14 protein-coding genes, 4 tRNA genes and 1 pseudogene are annotated in these 15,526 nt (G+C 60.0%); 14 read left to right on the plus strand and 5 right to left on the minus strand.

Annotated features, from left to right (window positions below; translation table 11 throughout):
- Window positions 1-18: 18 nt before the first annotated feature.
- The 4 genes from JKA62_RS28235 to JKA62_RS28250 all read left to right on the plus strand — a co-directional run bounded on the left by JKA62_RS28235 (window position 19) and on the right by JKA62_RS28250 (window position 4,815).
- Window positions 19-1,206, plus strand: coding sequence for an MFS transporter (locus JKA62_RS28235; protein WP_011333156.1), 1,188 nt, complete (start codon window positions 19-21; stop codon window positions 1,204-1,206).
- Window positions 1,207-1,261: 55 nt separating this feature from the next.
- A complete protein-coding gene (locus JKA62_RS28240) occupies window positions 1,262-1,573 on the plus strand; it encodes a cupin (RefSeq protein ID WP_127797353.1) in 312 nt (103 codons plus the stop codon).
- A 105-nt stretch (window positions 1,574-1,678) separates the two neighbouring features.
- Window positions 1,679-2,830: a TDT family transporter gene (locus JKA62_RS28245; protein WP_201820487.1), complete on the plus strand. Its 1,152-nt coding sequence runs from the start codon at window positions 1,679-1,681 to the stop codon at window positions 2,828-2,830.
- Window positions 2,831-2,940: 110 nt separating this feature from the next.
- Complete coding sequence (locus JKA62_RS28250) at window positions 2,941-4,815, plus strand: MFS transporter (protein WP_011333159.1); 1,875 nt, start codon at window positions 2,941-2,943, stop codon at window positions 4,813-4,815.
- A 42-nt stretch (window positions 4,816-4,857) separates the two neighbouring features.
- Here the strand turns inward: JKA62_RS28250 and sugE are convergent, their stop codons facing one another.
- From sugE to rdgC, 3 genes are all read right to left on the minus strand, one after another.
- Window positions 4,858-5,172 carry a quaternary ammonium compound efflux SMR transporter SugE gene (gene sugE, locus JKA62_RS28255; protein WP_011333160.1) on the minus strand — a complete coding sequence of 105 codons (315 nt, stop codon included), beginning with the start codon at window positions 5,170-5,172 and terminating at the stop codon, window positions 4,858-4,860.
- A 118-nt stretch (window positions 5,173-5,290) separates the two neighbouring features.
- Window positions 5,291-6,256: a bile acid:sodium symporter family protein gene (locus JKA62_RS28260; RefSeq protein ID WP_201820489.1), complete on the minus strand. Its 966-nt coding sequence runs from the start codon at window positions 6,254-6,256 to the stop codon at window positions 5,291-5,293.
- Window positions 6,257-6,330: 74 nt separating this feature from the next.
- Complete coding sequence (gene rdgC / locus JKA62_RS28265; RefSeq protein ID WP_007950430.1) at window positions 6,331-7,251, minus strand: recombination-associated protein RdgC; 921 nt, start codon at window positions 7,249-7,251, stop codon at window positions 6,331-6,333.
- Between the two features lie 159 nt (window positions 7,252-7,410).
- Here rdgC and JKA62_RS28270 point away from each other — a divergent pair.
- The 4 genes from JKA62_RS28270 (at window position 7,411) to JKA62_RS28285 (ending at window position 7,944) form a co-directional block, all read left to right on the plus strand.
- A tRNA-Val gene (locus tag JKA62_RS28270) sits at window positions 7,411-7,486 on the plus strand.
- Window positions 7,487-7,505: 19 nt separating this feature from the next.
- Window positions 7,506-7,582 (plus strand) — tRNA-Asp (locus JKA62_RS28275).
- A 190-nt stretch (window positions 7,583-7,772) separates the two neighbouring features.
- Window positions 7,773-7,848: transfer RNA gene (locus tag JKA62_RS28280), tRNA-Val, on the plus strand.
- A 19-nt stretch (window positions 7,849-7,867) separates the two neighbouring features.
- A tRNA-Asp gene (locus JKA62_RS28285) sits at window positions 7,868-7,944 on the plus strand.
- 145 nt (window positions 7,945-8,089) lie between these two features.
- Here the strand turns inward: JKA62_RS28285 and JKA62_RS28290 are convergent.
- Both JKA62_RS28290 and JKA62_RS28295 read right to left on the minus strand, forming a co-directional pair.
- Window positions 8,090-9,226, minus strand: coding sequence for a catalase family protein (locus JKA62_RS28290; RefSeq protein ID WP_201820502.1), 1,137 nt, complete (start codon window positions 9,224-9,226; stop codon window positions 8,090-8,092).
- Window positions 9,227-9,252: 26 nt separating this feature from the next.
- Window positions 9,253-11,061: a di-heme-cytochrome C peroxidase gene (locus JKA62_RS28295; RefSeq protein WP_201820492.1), complete on the minus strand. Its 1,809-nt coding sequence runs from the start codon at window positions 11,059-11,061 to the stop codon at window positions 9,253-9,255.
- A 270-nt stretch (window positions 11,062-11,331) separates the two neighbouring features.
- Between JKA62_RS28295 and JKA62_RS28300 the strand changes: the two genes are divergently transcribed.
- The 6 genes and pseudogenes from JKA62_RS28300 to JKA62_RS28325 all read left to right on the plus strand — a co-directional run.
- Window positions 11,332-12,054, plus strand: a complete 723-nt coding sequence (locus JKA62_RS28300) for an FKBP-type peptidyl-prolyl cis-trans isomerase (protein WP_011333164.1) — start codon at window positions 11,332-11,334, stop codon at window positions 12,052-12,054.
- A 297-nt stretch (window positions 12,055-12,351) separates the two neighbouring features.
- Window positions 12,352-12,807 (plus strand): YkvA family protein, encoded by a 456-nt coding sequence (locus JKA62_RS28305; protein ID WP_007950434.1) that lies wholly within the window; start codon window positions 12,352-12,354, stop codon window positions 12,805-12,807.
- Between the two features lie 114 nt (window positions 12,808-12,921).
- A complete protein-coding gene (locus JKA62_RS28310) occupies window positions 12,922-13,263 on the plus strand; it encodes a helix-turn-helix domain-containing protein (RefSeq protein ID WP_007950435.1) in 342 nt (113 codons plus the stop codon).
- Window positions 13,260-13,631, plus strand: coding sequence for a hypothetical protein (locus JKA62_RS28315; RefSeq protein ID WP_003223109.1), 372 nt, complete (start codon window positions 13,260-13,262; stop codon window positions 13,629-13,631). The genes JKA62_RS28310 and JKA62_RS28315 overlap by 4 nt, the downstream gene beginning before the upstream one ends.
- Window positions 13,632-14,039 (plus strand): sel1 repeat family protein, encoded by a 408-nt coding sequence (locus JKA62_RS28320; RefSeq protein WP_201820494.1) that lies wholly within the window; start codon window positions 13,632-13,634, stop codon window positions 14,037-14,039. It abuts the gene before it with no gap.
- Window positions 14,040-14,264: 225 nt separating this feature from the next.
- A pseudogene (locus JKA62_RS28325) lies at window positions 14,265-15,526 on the plus strand (type IV secretion protein Rhs); the annotation flags it as partial.

A 15,526-nucleotide genomic window follows, 5' to 3' on the forward strand; every position in this document is an offset into this window, starting at 1 on the left:
CTTTTGCGGAGTGTGCCCATGACCAGCCTTGCTTCCAACCGTTCCAGCCTGTGGTTTCTGGCGATCACCTTACTGAGTTTTCTCGCCGCTTCCACTGCGCCGACGCCGTTGTATCACCTGTATCAGGATCAGCTGCATTTTTCGGCAGCGGTACTGACCCTGATTTTTGGCGTCTACGCCCTCAGTCTGCTGGCCGCGTTGCTGACGGTCGGGTCGCTCTCGGATCACTTGGGACGCAAACCGGTGATCTTCACCGCCGTGACGTTCAATGCGCTGGCGATGCTGTTGTTCATCTATGCCGACAGCGTGGGTTGGCTGATCGGCGCGCGAGTGCTGCAAGGTTTCGCCACCGGCATGGCCACCGCCGTGTTGAGCGCGACACTGCTGGACACTGACCGCCAGCAGGGGCCGTTGATCAACAGCGTTGCGCCTTTGCTGGGCATGGCGTTGGGCGGCATGGGCTGCGGTTTGCTGGCGGAATTCGCCCCGGCGCCGTTGCAATTGACCTATTGGCTGCTGCTCGCGCTGTTTGTGTTGCAGGGCATTTATGTCTGGCGCCTGCCGGAAAGCGTCTCGCCGCAGGCCGGAGCGTGGGCCTCGTTACGGCCGACCCTGCACGTGCCGGTTCAGGCCCGCTCGACGCTGTGGCGAGTGTTGCCTCTGAACACCGCGACCTGGGCGCTCGGCGGCTTCTATGCCTCGCTGGCACCGTCGCTGGTGCGCACGGCCACCGGCTCCACCTCCAACCTGATCGGCGGCGCGACCGTGGCGGCGCTGACCGTGACCGGTGCATTGATGATCTTCACGTTGCGCAATCGTCCTGCCTCCCGCGCGCTGCAACTCGGGGCGAGTCTGCTGCCGGCCGGTGTCGTGCTGATTCTGTTGGGCGTGCACAGCGCCAGCCTGTCGCTGTTCTTCTTCGGCACGCTGGTGGCCGGTTGTGGCTTTGGCTCCGGTTTTCTCGGCGCTGTGCGCAGCCTGGTGCCGCTGGCGTTGCCCCATGAGCGGGCTGGTTTGATGTCGGCGTTTTATGTGCTGAGTTACCTGGCGTTCTGCCTGCCGGCGTTGCTGGCAGGGCACTTCACTCATAGCGTGGGCCTGCTGGCCACCACCGATGTGTATGGTGCAGTGCTGATCGTGTTGGCGGTCGGTGCGCTGTTGATGAGTTTCCGGGCGCAAGCGGCGAAGACCTGCAGCGCTCCATAAGCCCGTCGGATTCGGTTAGCCTTGGCCAGCCCCACTTCTTCTCACGGATCGACGCATGAAGATTATCCGCAGCAAAACCTTTACCGCCGAGCGCGCCTGGGGCGCGCTCGACATCGCCAACATGAACGGCATCACCACCCGCCTGCACTGGACCGATCAGCCTTACAAATGGCACGTCAATGACGGTGAAGAAGTGTTTGTGGTGCTCGACGGTCAGGTGCTCATGCACTATCGCGAAGAAGGTGAGGAGAAGCAGGCCTTGCTCGACGTTGGCGACATCTTTTACGCGTCCATTGGTACTGAACACGTCGCTCATCCTCAGGGCGCAGCGCGGATTCTGGTGATCGAAACCGAAGGTAGTGTCTGACCGCATATCTACAAAGCAGATAACAGTTAGAGATATTACCCGTTATATAGATATTCGATTCAGTTCTACCATGGACTCAACCTCACCTGAGGACAGGAGTTCATGATGATTTGCCCCAATAGCGTCAAACCCGGCATCAAGCCATTCAGCCAGCTTCAGCACCCGCGTGAAGTGATCCGCCAATTCACCCCGAACTGGTTCGCCGCCACCATGGGCACCGGCGTGCTGGCGTTGGCGCTGGCGCAATTGCCGGTGTCCATTCCCGGCCTGCGCGCCGTGGCCGAAGGGCTGTGGCTGTTCAACATTCTGTTGTTCGTGCTGTTTACCGCTGCCTACGCCGCCCGCTGGATTCTGTTCTTCGACGAGGCGCGGCGGATCTTCGGCCACTCCACGGTTTCGATGTTCTTCGGCACCATTCCCATGGGCCTGGCGACCATCATCAACGGCTTTCTGCTGTTCGGTCTGCCGCGCTGGGGCGACGGGGTCATTCATCTAGCTGAAGCATTGTGGTGGCTGGACGTGGGGATGTCGCTGGCCTGCGGTGTGTTGATCCCCTACATGATGTTTACCCGTCAGGAACACAGCATCGATCAGATGACCGCCGTCTGGCTGCTGCCGGTGGTGGCGGCAGAAGTGGCCGCGGCCAGCGGTGGACTGCTGGTGCCGCATCTCGCTGATGCGCACTCGCAACTGGTGGTGCTGGTGACCAGTTACGTGCTCTGGGCCTTTTCCCTGCCAGTGGCGTTCAGCATCCTGACCATCCTCTTGCTGCGCATGGCCTTGCACAAACTGCCCCACGAAAACATGGCAGCCTCGAGCTGGCTGGCCTTGGGGCCAATCGGCACCGGCGCCCTGGGCATGTTGCTGCTGGGTGGCGACGCCCCGGCGATCTTCACGGCCAACGGTCTGCCGGGCATCGGCGAAATGGCGTCGGGCCTGGGCCTGGTCGCCGGGATCACGCTGTGGGGCTTCGGTCTGTGGTGGATGTTGATGGCGCTGCTGATCACTTTGCGTTACCTGCGTGACGGCATTCCGTTCAACCTCGGCTGGTGGGGCTTCACCTTCCCGTTGGGTGTGTATTCGCTGGCAACCCTGAAACTGGGCAGCACCTTGCACCTGACGTTCTTCAGTGTGGCCGGTTGTGTGCTGGTGGCGTTGCTGGCGGTGATGTGGCTGATCGTCGGCAAACGCACGCTGCAAGGTGCGTGGCGCGGCGAGCTGTTTGTTTCACCGTGCATTGCAGGTTTGAAGAAATAACCTGCGAAGATTAGGTAATGTGTGGCCTGGATCGCGGTTCGAGATTCTTATAAGCGTAGCCAGGCCGCTGACTACCTTCTCTTTCCAAAAACAACAGGGTCACACGGAAGATGAGTCACCCCTCACAGTTCAACCTGCTGCGCACCCGGCGCTTCCTGCCGTTTTTCATCACCCAGTCGCTGGGCGCGTTCAACGATAACGTGTTCAAGCAGTCGCTGATCCTCGCCATTCTCTATCGGCTGACCATCGAGGGTGACCGCTCGATCTGGGTCAACCTGTGTGCGTTGCTGTTTATTCTGCCGTTCTTTCTGTTCTCGGCGCTGGCCGGGCAGTTCGGGGAAAAATTCGCCAAGGATGCGCTGATCCGTCTGATCAAGCTGGCAGAAATCGCCATCATGGCCGTGGGATCCGTCGGCTTCCTGTTCGATCACCTGTCATTGATGCTGGTGGCGCTGTTCGCCATGGGCACGCACTCGGCGCTGTTCGGGCCGGTGAAATATTCGATCCTGCCACAGGCCTTGCGCGACGACGAACTGGTCGGCGGCAACGGGCTGGTGGAGATGGGCACGTTTCTGGCCATTCTGGCCGGGACCATTGGGGCCGGGGTGATGATGTCGTCGGCCAATTACGCGCCGGTGGTGTCCGCCGCGATTGTCGGCATCGCGGTGCTGGGTTATCTGGCCAGTCGCAGCATCCCGCGCGCAGCAGCGGCGACCCCGGAAATGCGCCTGAACTGGAACATCTTCAGTCAGTCGTGGGCGACCTTGAAACTCGGCCTGGGGCAGACGCCTGCGGTGTCGCGTTCGATTGTCGGCAACTCGTGGTTCTGGTTCGTCGGGGCGATTTATCTGACGCAGATCCCGGCTTATGCCAAGGAGTGGATGCACGGCGACGAAACCGTCGTTACCCTGATTCTGACGGTGTTTTCGGTCGGTATCGCACTGGGCTCGATGCTGTGCGAGAAGCTGTCCGGGCGCAAAGTCGAGATCGGCCTGGTGCCGTTTGGCTCGTTCGGGCTGACGGTTTTCGGTTTGTTGCTGTGGTGGCATTCCGGTGGAATTCCGGAAAGCGCCGTCGGCCACAGCTGGACCGAAGTGCTCGGTTTTGGCCATGCGTGGGCGGTGTTGATCGATGTGTTGGGCCTCGGAATTTTCGGCGGTTTTTACATCGTGCCGTTGTACGCATTGATCCAGTCACGCACCGCCGAGAACGAGCGGGCGCGAGTGATCGCGGCCAACAACATTCTCAACGCGCTGTTCATGGTGGTCTCGGCGATTGTCACCATCGTGTTGTTGAGTGTGGTGAAACTGTCGATTCCGCAGCTGTTCCTGGTGGTGTCGCTGCTGAACATCGGCGTCAACGCCTACATCTTCAAGATCGTCCCCGAGTTCAGCATGCGTTTCATGATCTGGCTGCTCAGCCATTCCATGTACCGCGTAGAGCATCGCAACCTTGAGGCGATTCCCGATGAGGGCGCGGCGTTGCTGGTATGCAACCACGTTTCGTTCGTCGATGCCTTGCTGATCGGCGGCGCGGTGCGTCGGCCGATTCGCTTTGTCATGTACTACAAGATCTACAACCTGCCGGTGTTGAACTTTATCTTCCGCACGGCGGGGACGATTCCTATCGCCGGACGTCAGGAAGACATTCAGATCTACGAAAAGGCTTTCACCCGGATTGCCCAGTATCTGAAGGACGGTGAGCTGGTTTGCATCTTCCCGGAGGGCAAGTTGACCGCCGATGGCGAGATCAACGAGTTCAAGGGCGGGCTGACGCGGATTCTCGAAGAAACGCCGGTGCCGGTGATTCCGCTGGCGTTGCAGGGGTTGTGGGGGAGTTTCTTCAGTCGCGATCCGAACAAAGGGGTATTCCGGCGCTTGTGGTCGCGGGTGACGCTTGTGGCGGGTGCACCGGTCGCCGTGGAAGCGGCGCAGCCGGCGGAGTTGCAGGCGTTGGTCGGGGAGTTGCGCGGGACTGTCAGGTAGTTGTTAAGAAAGCCGCCATCCCTGACGGATGGCGGCAACGGCTCAGGCGCTGACCTTGAGCCCGATCAGCCCTGCGACGATCAACGCCACACTGGCCAGGCGGATCAACGCCATCGATTCGCCAAACAAAATGATTCCGGCAATCACCGTGCCCACGGCACCGACCCCGGTCCAGATCGCATAAGCCGTGCCCAGCGGTAGTTCCTTCATCGCCAGCCCCAGCAAGCCCAAGCTGACTGCCATAGCGGCAACGGTGAGAACGGTCGGAAGCGGACGGGTGAACCCATCGGTGTATTTCAGGCCGACAGCCCAGCCGACTTCGAACAGGCCGGCGAAAAACAGAATGATCCAGGACATGGAAGACCTCCATCGATTGACGGGGCCGTCCCCTGATTGAAAACTCGATTGAGCCGCAGGGTCGTCCCCGCGTGGCGCACATACTACCTAAAAATGTGCGCTGCACCGCGATCCGGAATCAGTCGGCCGTCTGTTGTGCCAACGTCTCACGGTCTTCTTTTTCGCTCATCCGCCGGAACCAGGTCGACAGCAGCGCCCCGGAAATGTTGTGCCACACACTGAACAATGCACTTGGCACCGCCGCCAGTGGCGAAAAGTGCGCACTGGCCAGCGCAGCACCCAGCCCCGAGTTCTGCATGCCGACTTCCAGCGCCAGGGACTTGCGCTGTGGCAGCGGCAGGCCGAACAGGCGCCCGGTGAAATAACCCAGCAGATAACCGAAGCTGTTGTGCAGCATCACCACGGCCATGATCAGCAGGCCGGATTCGGCGATTTTTGCCTGACTGGCGGCAACCACGGCGGCGACGATGATCACGATGCTGATCACCGACACCAGCGGCAACACTTCCACCGCGTGGCGCACCTTGTCACCGAGCACACGTTGCGCGACCACGCCGAGGACGATCGGCAGCAGCACCACTTGCAGGATCGACCAGAACAATTCCATGAACGAAACCGGCAACCAGGCCGAGGCCAGCAGCCAGATCAGCGCCGGGGTCAACAGCGGGGCGAGGAGGGTGGTGACGGCGGCGATGGCCACCGACAGCGCCAGGTCGCCACGGGCCAGCCAGGTCATGACGTTCGAGGAGGTGCCGCTCGGGCAGCAACCGACCAGAATCACGCCGACGGCGATTTCCGGCGGCAAATGAAAGATCTGGCACAGCAGCCACGCCATCCCCGGCATGATCACGAAATGCGCGACGACCCCCAGCGCCACACGCCACGGATGGCGAGCGACGGCGGCGAAGTCGTCGAGTTTGAGGGTCAGGCCCATGCCGAACATCACCAGCCCGAGCAGCGGCACGATGGCGCCTTTGAGGCCGAGGAACCAGGCCGGCTGGAGGAACGCGATCACCGCGAAAATCAGAACCCAGTAAGCGAAGGTATTGCCGACAAAACGACTCAGTGCAGCCAGTGCGCGCATGGCCTGTTCCTTATTATGTGAAAACGCCACCGAAGCGGTGGCGTTTGAAGATAACCCAAAGACTGCGCAGAGGCTTAGATCCCCTGCGGTGTCTCTTCGCCGCCCAGTGCTTCAACCAGCGCCGGCAGGAAGTCGCCGAACGTCAGCATCATCAGGGTGAAGCTGGCGTCCAGTTGGCCGAGGGCTTCGTCGCCGCCGTCCTGTTCCGCCTGATCCTGCAACAGATCTTCGAACTTCAGGCGCTTGACGGTCATCTTGTCGTCGAGCATGAACGACAGTTTGTCCTGCCAGGCCAACGACAGTTGAGTCACCACCTTGCCGGTGCTCAGGTGCAGCTGGATTTCTTCGCTGGTCAGATCCTGACGCTTGCAACGCACGATGCCGCCGTCTTCGTGGGTGTCGCGCAGTTCGCACTCGTCCAGCACAAAGAAGTCCGGGGCGGCTTGCTGGGTGGTGACCCATTCGGTCATCACGGCGGTCGGCGCGGTTTTCACGGTCAGCGGGCGAACCGGCAGGGTCCCGATCACTTCACGCAGGGTGGAGAGCAGGTCTTCGGCGCGTTTCGGGCTGGCCGAGTTGACCAGGATCAAGCCCTGTTTCGGCGCGATGGCGGCGAAGGTCGAAGAGCGGCGGATAAAGGCGCGCGGCAGGAACGCCTGGATAATTTCATCCTTGATCTGATCGCGTTCCTTCTTATAGACCTTGCGCATCTGCTCGGCTTCGATCTCTTCGACCTTTTCCTTGACCGCGTCACGCACGACGCTGCCCGGCAGAATGCGTTCTTCTTTACGGGCGGAGATCAGCAGAAAGTCACCGCTGACGTGCACCAGTGGAGCATCTTCGCCCTTGCCGAACGGCGCGACAAAACCGTAAGTGGTCAACTCCTGGCTTGCACATGGACGCGCCAGTTTGGTGGCCAGTGCAGTTTCCAGCGCCTCGGCATCGACAGGCAGGTCTTGGGTCAGGCGATAGATAAGCAGGTTTTTGAACCACATGGGGTGAGTCTCTCCTTTATACAAAGGGGGGCATTATTGTCTTCGCCGGGTCATAGGCCAACCCTTCTCTAAGCCTTTGGAAGGGCTAAGAAAATTATTTAAAAAAGTGCTTGCCAGAGGTTGGGTCGCTCCGTAGAATGCGCGCCACACCGAAGCGAAGGGTGATTAGCTCAGCTGGGAGAGCGTCTGCCTTACAAGCAGAATGTCGGCGGTTCGATCCCGTCATCACCCACCATTCGTTTCAAGTGTTTAGCGCAGCGGTAGTTCAGTCGGTTAGAATACCGGCCTGTCACGCCGGGGGTCGCGGGTTCGAGTCCCGTCCGCTGCGCCATATTCGGTAACCTGGAACACTGAACGCCAGGTCACCACGGAAAAACCCGCCAAGGCGGGTTTTTTTCTGCCTCGAGTTGTACCTGCGGGATGTGTCGTTTCACCGGTTTTCGGATTTATTTGAAAAAAACTTCAATTAAATCAACACATTACGAAAATCTGTGGCATAATGCGCCCCGTAACGAAGCGAAGGGTGATTAGCTCAGCTGGGAGAGCGTCTGCCTTACAAGCAGAATGTCGGCGGTTCGATCCCGTCATCACCCACCATTCGTTTCAAGCGTTTCGCGCAGCGGTAGTTCAGTCGGTTAGAATACCGGCCTGTCACGCCGGGGGTCGCGGGTTCGAGTCCCGTCCGCTGCGCCATATTCGGTACCTGGAACACTGAACGCCAGGTCACCACAGAAAGCCCGCCAAGTGCGGGCTTTTTGCTGTCCGGGATTTGGCTTTTTGCCGCGCCTGAACATGAGAAAGCGACCTTTGACGGTCGCTTTTTTCGTTTCTGGCGCTGCTATGGCGCCGAGTTGCGGCTGTGGCGGTAATCGCTGACCGCTTCATACACCGCTTTGCGCAGGCGGTTGATCCCCCCAATCGGGCGATGGGCCTCGATGCCGAACCAGGGATTGAACGACAGGTTGTCGCATTGCAGATTCATTGCCGGGGTGTCGAAGTCCTGCGGGGGCAGGGTGATCCTCGCCACTGTCTGGAATGGGCTGTCCTGCTCGCGCCATTCGATACTGGTGTCTTCGATTGGCATGTACTTGTTCGCGTCCTGGCGCTGGATCTGCAACACAAAACACGCCGGAATTCGATCGGTCGACAGCTGTTGATTCAACGCGTTGCGCAGGAAGTTCGGCAGATCCTGGTTCTGTTTCGGCAGGGTGTACGCGGGGCAGCGCTCCGGATCCGGCATCACCCGAAACTTGGCATTGGCCTCGCCGAACTTGTAAGGCGATACCGAGAAATATGTGGTGCGGGTCGGGCTTTCCGGTGGTGGCGAAAGGGTCGCCAGCGCAATGAACAGATGTCGGATCTGCCAGCTGCGCGGATCCCACCCCGGAAAAAACGCCATGACCTTCTTTCCGTCAGCCTGCGCCGCCACATTCTGACGATATTCAGCGACATCACTGACGAAGAAATTCGGATGGCTGAACATCACGAAATCCTGCTCGTGCAGACCCTGACGGTCCCCCAGCAACTGCTTGCCCGGCACATCGAGCAATTTGAGCGCCATGCCCCGGGCGTCGCGGATGCTGTCGAATTGCGGATAGGCGTTGCCGTTGGACAGGCGCATCGTCGCTTTCCACAGCTTGCCCGGTTCGCTGAAGACGCCCTGGCGCAGTTCCTGAGCCAGATCCGCCAACACCTGCACATCGGCCTTCACGCAGCCATGGGCCTTGGCATGGGCGTCGCGCAGATAGCGGGTGCTTTCGCGGTGCTGATCGACGATGCGCACGGCGGTCTGAATTACATCCTGGGTCATGGCGGCTTCGCCATCCGGAATCTGCTCCAGCGCCGACACCGGGCCACGGTGCTGCCAGGCGAACCAGGCGGTCGTCAGGGCCCAGCCGATCAGACCGATCACCAGCAAGATCAGCAGGGTTTTGCCCAGTAACCGTCCCAGCCAGAGCCAGAAACGCGCCAGCATCGAAGGTCTTTTGAAGGAGTTGAAGATCATGGTAATTGCGCCTCCAGCGGGCCGCCCAGCACTTTCAGGTATTCAAGCAGCGCCCAGCGCTCTTCTGGCTGCAGCAGTCGGCCGATGACGCCATTGCCGCGTTCGCCGGCGCGAAATTCGTGGCCGCTGTTGTGGTTGCCGGTGATGCGGGTGTCGAACAGGAAACCGTTGGTGAAAGCTTCGGTGCGATAGCCCAGATGGCGCGGGTCGTATTCGAAGGTGCCTTTATAGAAGGTGGTGGCGCGCTCGTCCTGAGGCGACAGCAACTGATAAAGGCTCGGCACCGAGCCGTTGTGCAGGAATGGGGCCGTGGCCCATACGCCGGCGAGCGGACGCGCTTTGTAGGCGACTTTTTCGCGAACGCCGATCGGCAGACCGAAGCCATCGAGCTGTGGTTTCTCGGCAGCGGTGACGCCCGCTTCACGGTATGCACGGTTTTCCACGAAGGCGGTGACGTAAGCCAGTCCCTTGGCCACTGACAACTGGCTGAGGTCCAGCGGCTCCTTGGGTTTGGGGTGCAACTTCACGTCCATTTGTTCGAGTTCCGCCGGGTTCCATTGCAGAGCGGTCAGGTCGAAACGGTGATTGGCGATGTTGTTGGCGGCGTTCGGGTCGGTGCCGATAACGTCCACCGGGAGCATGTGCAGGTGTTGCACCCAACGCTCGCCTTCCTGGGTTTGACGCGGGACGTGGCATCCGGCGCAATTCTCGGCGAACAGGGCTCGCCCCTTCGCTGCCAAGGGTCTGTCGACGACGCCGAGCAACTCCTCAGGCCATGCCGGCGGTCGCAGTCTTTGCAGGGTTTCTTCGATCTTGTGCAGATCACGCACACGTACGCTGGAGGCATAGCGCTCATCGCCTTGCAGCGGCTGGCCGTTGGCGTCGAAGAAATTCAGCGTGGCACCGACGCCCAAAGCCTCGCCGATATTGCGCGCCATCGGTTGTTGCGCCGAGCCGTTCCACTGCACCCAGTCGAAGGTCCACATGTCCCACAGCTGTGGGTAATCCACCGGGGCATTGGCCACGCGGTAATTGTTTGGGGATATCGCATCGCCGAAGGTCGCGTTGGCGATACGCCCGAAGGCATCGGTGCGGCCCGGGCCTTCTTCGGTGGGGTAGAGGCCACGGTGAGTGTCGTTCCAGGCCACTTTGATGAAGGTGTTCAGTGAGCTTTTGAAGTCTTTGCGCAGTTGTTCGTGGCGTGCTTCGTAGTCATTGCCCAGCACTTGGCGGGCGAAGCGCTCGAATTTCCACGGGTTGTAATAAGTCGATGTGAGACTGGCGACCAATGCCTGTCCGAAACTGCCGCCGCGCAATGTAGGAACGCTGGAGGGCAACACATGCTGGGCCGAACCGCCGTCGATGCGCACTGCCTGGCCATTGAAGTGCAGTTCCCCGGTGTGGCAGGCCGCGCAAGTGATGTCGAGATATTGCTCGGTGCTGCCGGGATTCTGGTGCCGGGCGAAACCCACCGGCAGATTCCCCGGGTTGTCCGGCGTGGCTTTTTGCTGCGGATCGATCAGAAAGCCGAAGCGCGCGAGGTATTCCGGGGAGGCAAAGCGTTGCTGCGAGAACGGCAGCTCCAGCGCTTGAAACCATTCGTAACGAAGGCCTTTGACCTGCGTCCCCTGCGGGGTGAAGTAGTAGGTCTGGCGCTCTTGCTCAGTCCACTGGTTCAGGTAGTGCACCTGCTTGGCGGGCGTCGGGAAGGGCAATTTTGGATTGGCGACGTAATAAAGAACCACCGCCAGAACCAGTCCCAGCAGCACCACGATCAGCGTCAACACACGGTATAAGAGGCGCAAGATAAACATCCTTGTCGAGTTGTTGCGCTGTTATGCCTGAGCCAGGTCGTGTGCGGCAAGTGGCCATTACGCCAAGTGTTGTGGGAAGCGGCATCAATCACTGTCGGCGAAAGATGACAGAAGCTTCATCGTGCCTTTCGCCAAATGCTTTTTAATCCCTGAACTTATCGGAAGATTCCTGCTCTCATGCCGGTAGCCATTGGTCGTGGCGGCCTGATAAGCTCGCGGCTTTACTCGATTGCCCTTTCGGCGCATGAACAAGGAAATAGCATGAAACAGCATCGGTTGGCGGCGGCGGTTGCCCTGGTTAGCCTGGTCCTCGCGGGTTGTGATTCGCAGACCAGCGTAGAGCTGAAAACCCCGGCGCAAAAAGCTTCCTACGGTATCGGCCTGAACATGGGCAAGAGCCTTGCTCAGGAAGGCATGGATGATCTGGACTCCAAAGCGGTAGCCCAGGGCATCGAAGATGCCGTCGGCAAGAAAGAACAGAAGCTGAAAGATGAAGAACTGGTCGAAGCTTTCGCCGCGCTGCAAAAGCGTGCCGAAGAGCGTATGGCCAAGATGAGCGAAGAGTCGGCAGCCGCCGGCAAGAAATTCCTCGAAGAAAACGGCAAGAAGGCTGGCGTGACCACCACCGCTTCCGGTCTGCAGTACGAAGTGGTCAAGAAAGCCGACGGCCCACAACCCAAGCCTACCGATGTCGTGACCGTTCACTACACCGGCAAGCTGACCAACGGCACCGTTTTCGACAGCTCCGTCGAGCGCGGAAGCCCGATCGATCTGCCGGTCAGCGGTGTGATCCCGGGTTGGGTCGAAGGCCTACAACTGATGCACGTTGGCGAGAAGTACAAGCTGTACATCCCTAGCGATCTGGCTTACGGCGCACAATCGCCAAGCCCGGCAATCCCGGCCAACTCGGTCCTGGTTTTCGACCTGGAACTGCTGGCCATCAAGGATCCAGCCAAAGAAGACGCCGCTGCCGCCAAGCAATAAACTTCGGCACCGGTTTCACCAACAACGCCTCGCTTATGCGGGGCGTTGTTGCATCTGGACGATGGTCGGCGTAAACAGACCGAACCGATGCTGGTCATGGCAGTCCTAGACTTTAAGGTGGCCCGCGCTAGACGCCCGGAGCCGCCAAGTCAATGAAATATTGGGATTTTTTATGTGAGTAAAAAACGCCCGATCTGAGCGCAGCCCTTATGAAACGGGGCTCTCAGCGCTGAAATGCAGCTCTGTTCACAAGGTTATCCACAATTTGTGTGGATAACATTTCAACGGGAGAAATAAATGAAAGCGCCGTGGAATTTCGCCCGATTCCTGCCTTTGGCCGGACGACTGCTGGCTCGAGGCCGCTTGCCGACGTTGTTGTTCGCCGTGGCCAGCAAAGGCGCTGCCCAGGGCAATCGTCTCGGCAAGCTGAAGGACGATTTGCGTCTGTTGCAGGCACTGTGTCTGGCGTACTGGCGCGGCGAGTACCGTGCGATCAGCGCCAAGGCGATCGTTTCGGTAGTGGCCGGTCTGATGTATTTCCTCAGTCCGGTGGATGCGATCCCGGATTTCATTCCCATGTTCGGCATGCTCGATGACATCGCCGTCCTCGCTTGGCTGATGAAAACCCTCGACGATGAACTGAATGCCTTCCGCCTGTGGCGTCAGCGCCAGGCGCCGGAAAAGCTCAGGGTGGTCGAGCGATTGCCCGATACGCCCGAGCAACTTCAGCTTCAGGGGCCAAAAAAGTCCTGAATTGCGACAGCCTCTTATTCAGATAGATACCCCCCACGACCTTGGCCGCTGTTAGGATTACACTTCTAGGGAAAAGTGCCGACTCGCTAAGTGTTGTTGTCCTACGGGGTAGTCATGGATATTCAGATAATTGCACGCGATGGCGAACCCGAATATGCGGTTCTGCCATGGGCTCAGTATCAGGCTCTACTGAAAGCAGCAGGCATCAACGAAGCACCGTCGCAACCGGCTCCAGCGCCGCTTGCGGCAACCCCGGACCCGATTCTTCCAGGTCTGGATCAGTTACGCAGTTTGCGCGAAGGGAAGGGCATCGCCATCGAGGCGCTGGCCCGCACGGTAGGCATCAGCCCGTCTTACCTGGCCATGATCGAAAGTGGCGAGCGTCTGCCCGACGCCGCGATTCGCCGCAGCCTGGCCTGGGAGTTGACGGTGCCAGGGTGGAGGGAACAATCGTGAGCGTACGCATCAGTCGTCAACATTGGGACGGATTGCTGGGGGAGCTGGATCAGGCGCGCAGGCAGCGCCATCTTTTGACTTATCGAGCCTTGCTTGAACGCCTGCAACTGCCCACGCCGGCCATGCAGACATTGACCGCGGCACTGGAGCATCTCGCGGCACTGGACGCGAAAGCCGAACAACCGTTGCGCAGCTCGCTGGTGATCAGCCAGGGCGCCAGCCGCCTGCCACGCACCGGTTTCTTTGAGTGTGTCGAGCGTCTGGGGCGTTTTTCCGGGCCGTCCGACGGTGTTGCCGCCGCCTCCTGGCATGCCTCCGAAGTGGTGCGGGTGTTTGAGTACGAATACCCGGAATCGGCGGAGGCCTGAGTGTTTTTACGACTCAAGGCGCGGGCAAGTTACTGGCTGGCCCGTAGGCTGTTTCACTGGTCGTGGTTTGTCCGTCAGCCCCGCGGCTGGCGCTGGCTCGAAGGACAGTTTGCGCGCATGGCCAACTTGGGCGATGTCGGCGCGCAAAGTTTTTACGGGCACATCCTCACGTTTCGCGGGGTGGGCCTGGGCGCACGTGAAGAAGGTGTGCGGTTGTTGCGACTGGCTGCGCTGGCCGGGGATGGCAAGGCGGCGTATCAGGTGGGTGTCATCAGTCTGGCAGGTACGTCGAGCAAAGCGCCGGATCCTTCGGAAGCCGCTCGCTGGTGGACCATGGCCGCGAAGGTCGGGCATCCGCTGGCCGAGCTCAAGTTGAAAGAGCTGGCCGGCCGAGATGCTTCTCGATAAGCAAATCATCTGTTCCGTGAACGGGGCGTGAGGGAAACCTCCCGCCCCGTTTTTGCGTCTGCAGTTCGATAAAAAACAGTTACAGACTTCTCCTACATCCTCTGCCTACTCGCCTGACTTCTTTTCTGTTTGATCCCCCGCAAAGTCCCTCGCCTGATTTTTGCGCGAGGGAACGCACATGTTTGACCCGGTTTTTCGTTTCGCCATGCGCATGGGAATGCGCTGATGGATGCCGTCACCCGCATCGAGCAAGAACTCGACAGCTTTCCCCGCACCCTCGATCTCTATCGCGAACAGCTCAAGCACTGGCTCAGTCGCTCGGCAGACGGCGTCAGTCATGCGGCTGATCTGCCTTCGCTGATGGGAATGGAGCGGATCATCCGTTTCGGTGAGCACAGCACGGCGGTTGCGATTGACGACAACCGCTTCTCCTCTGCGGTCGTGCAATGCCCGTATTCCGGGCGAATGGAGATCGAGAGCAAGTTCGAGTCGGCGTACGACATTCCGTTGGGCGACATCGTTGTCGATGTGGTGGCGGTGGAAGGCGGTGCAGTCGAGTCCGTCACCCTGGATGTTCAGGGCAAAGGGGTGTTCACCGGTGAAGCGGGCAAGTTTTATCGGGTCGTGGTGCACGGCGGCGCCAGCGAGCAGCAGGTTGATGCGCTTTTCGAATCCTACGATGGCCTGACTCGGCAGCTGGATGGCTGGCTGCGCAGCGAGTGGCAGGGTTTCAAGCCGCAGTGGTCGCAGTCGGTGGCCACGGCAGCCGGGAACGGCATGCTGGCCGGGAGTTGGGCGGCGATCGAGGGGGTGTGGGACAGCATCGGGTTGCTGTCGGAGATTCTCCAGGATCCCGGAAAGTTTGACGAGCGTTTGGGCAGTGGCGCCGCACAGCTGATCGCGTTGGCAGAAACAGCGCCGGAAATGATGGAGAAGCTTCAGTTGCTGGTCAGTGACGAAGCAGCGCTGTGTTTGTTGCTGCGAACTGCCAGCCTCTGGCTGGAGATGCTGCCACCCAGTGAAATTGCCGGGAAAACCGCCGAGGCGGTATCGATGGTAGTGGTGCAACTGCTGATCGATGTGTTGATTGGCGTTGTGTTGACCTTCGTTGGTGCCGGGGCGGGGATTGCGTATCTGACCTTGCGTCTGGCGGAGCGTGGCGCTCAGTTGCTGTCGGCGGTGACGCGCCTGGTGAAGGCGATGTTCGGCATCGTCAGCACCTTCATCGGCTACGTGAACCAGTACAAATCCGTCGCCGCACGGGGCATCGCCGCCGGGGTGAAAAAGGGCCGCATGCAATTGCGCTGGGATGCCCGGCGCAATGCCTCCCTGAAAAAAGACGAGCACCACGACGACACCCCGGATCAGGCGAAAAATCCCAACGGTGACAGCGCCGATTGTGCGCCGCGGACCTGCACCAACGGGTGTCCGGTGTCGATGGTCACCGGTGAGGAATTGCTGACCCTCACCGATGGCGTGCTCGACGG

This window comes from Pseudomonas sp. B7, from assembly GCF_016735645.1.
GTDB classification, from domain to species: Bacteria; Pseudomonadota; Gammaproteobacteria; order Pseudomonadales; family Pseudomonadaceae; genus Aquipseudomonas; species Aquipseudomonas glycinae.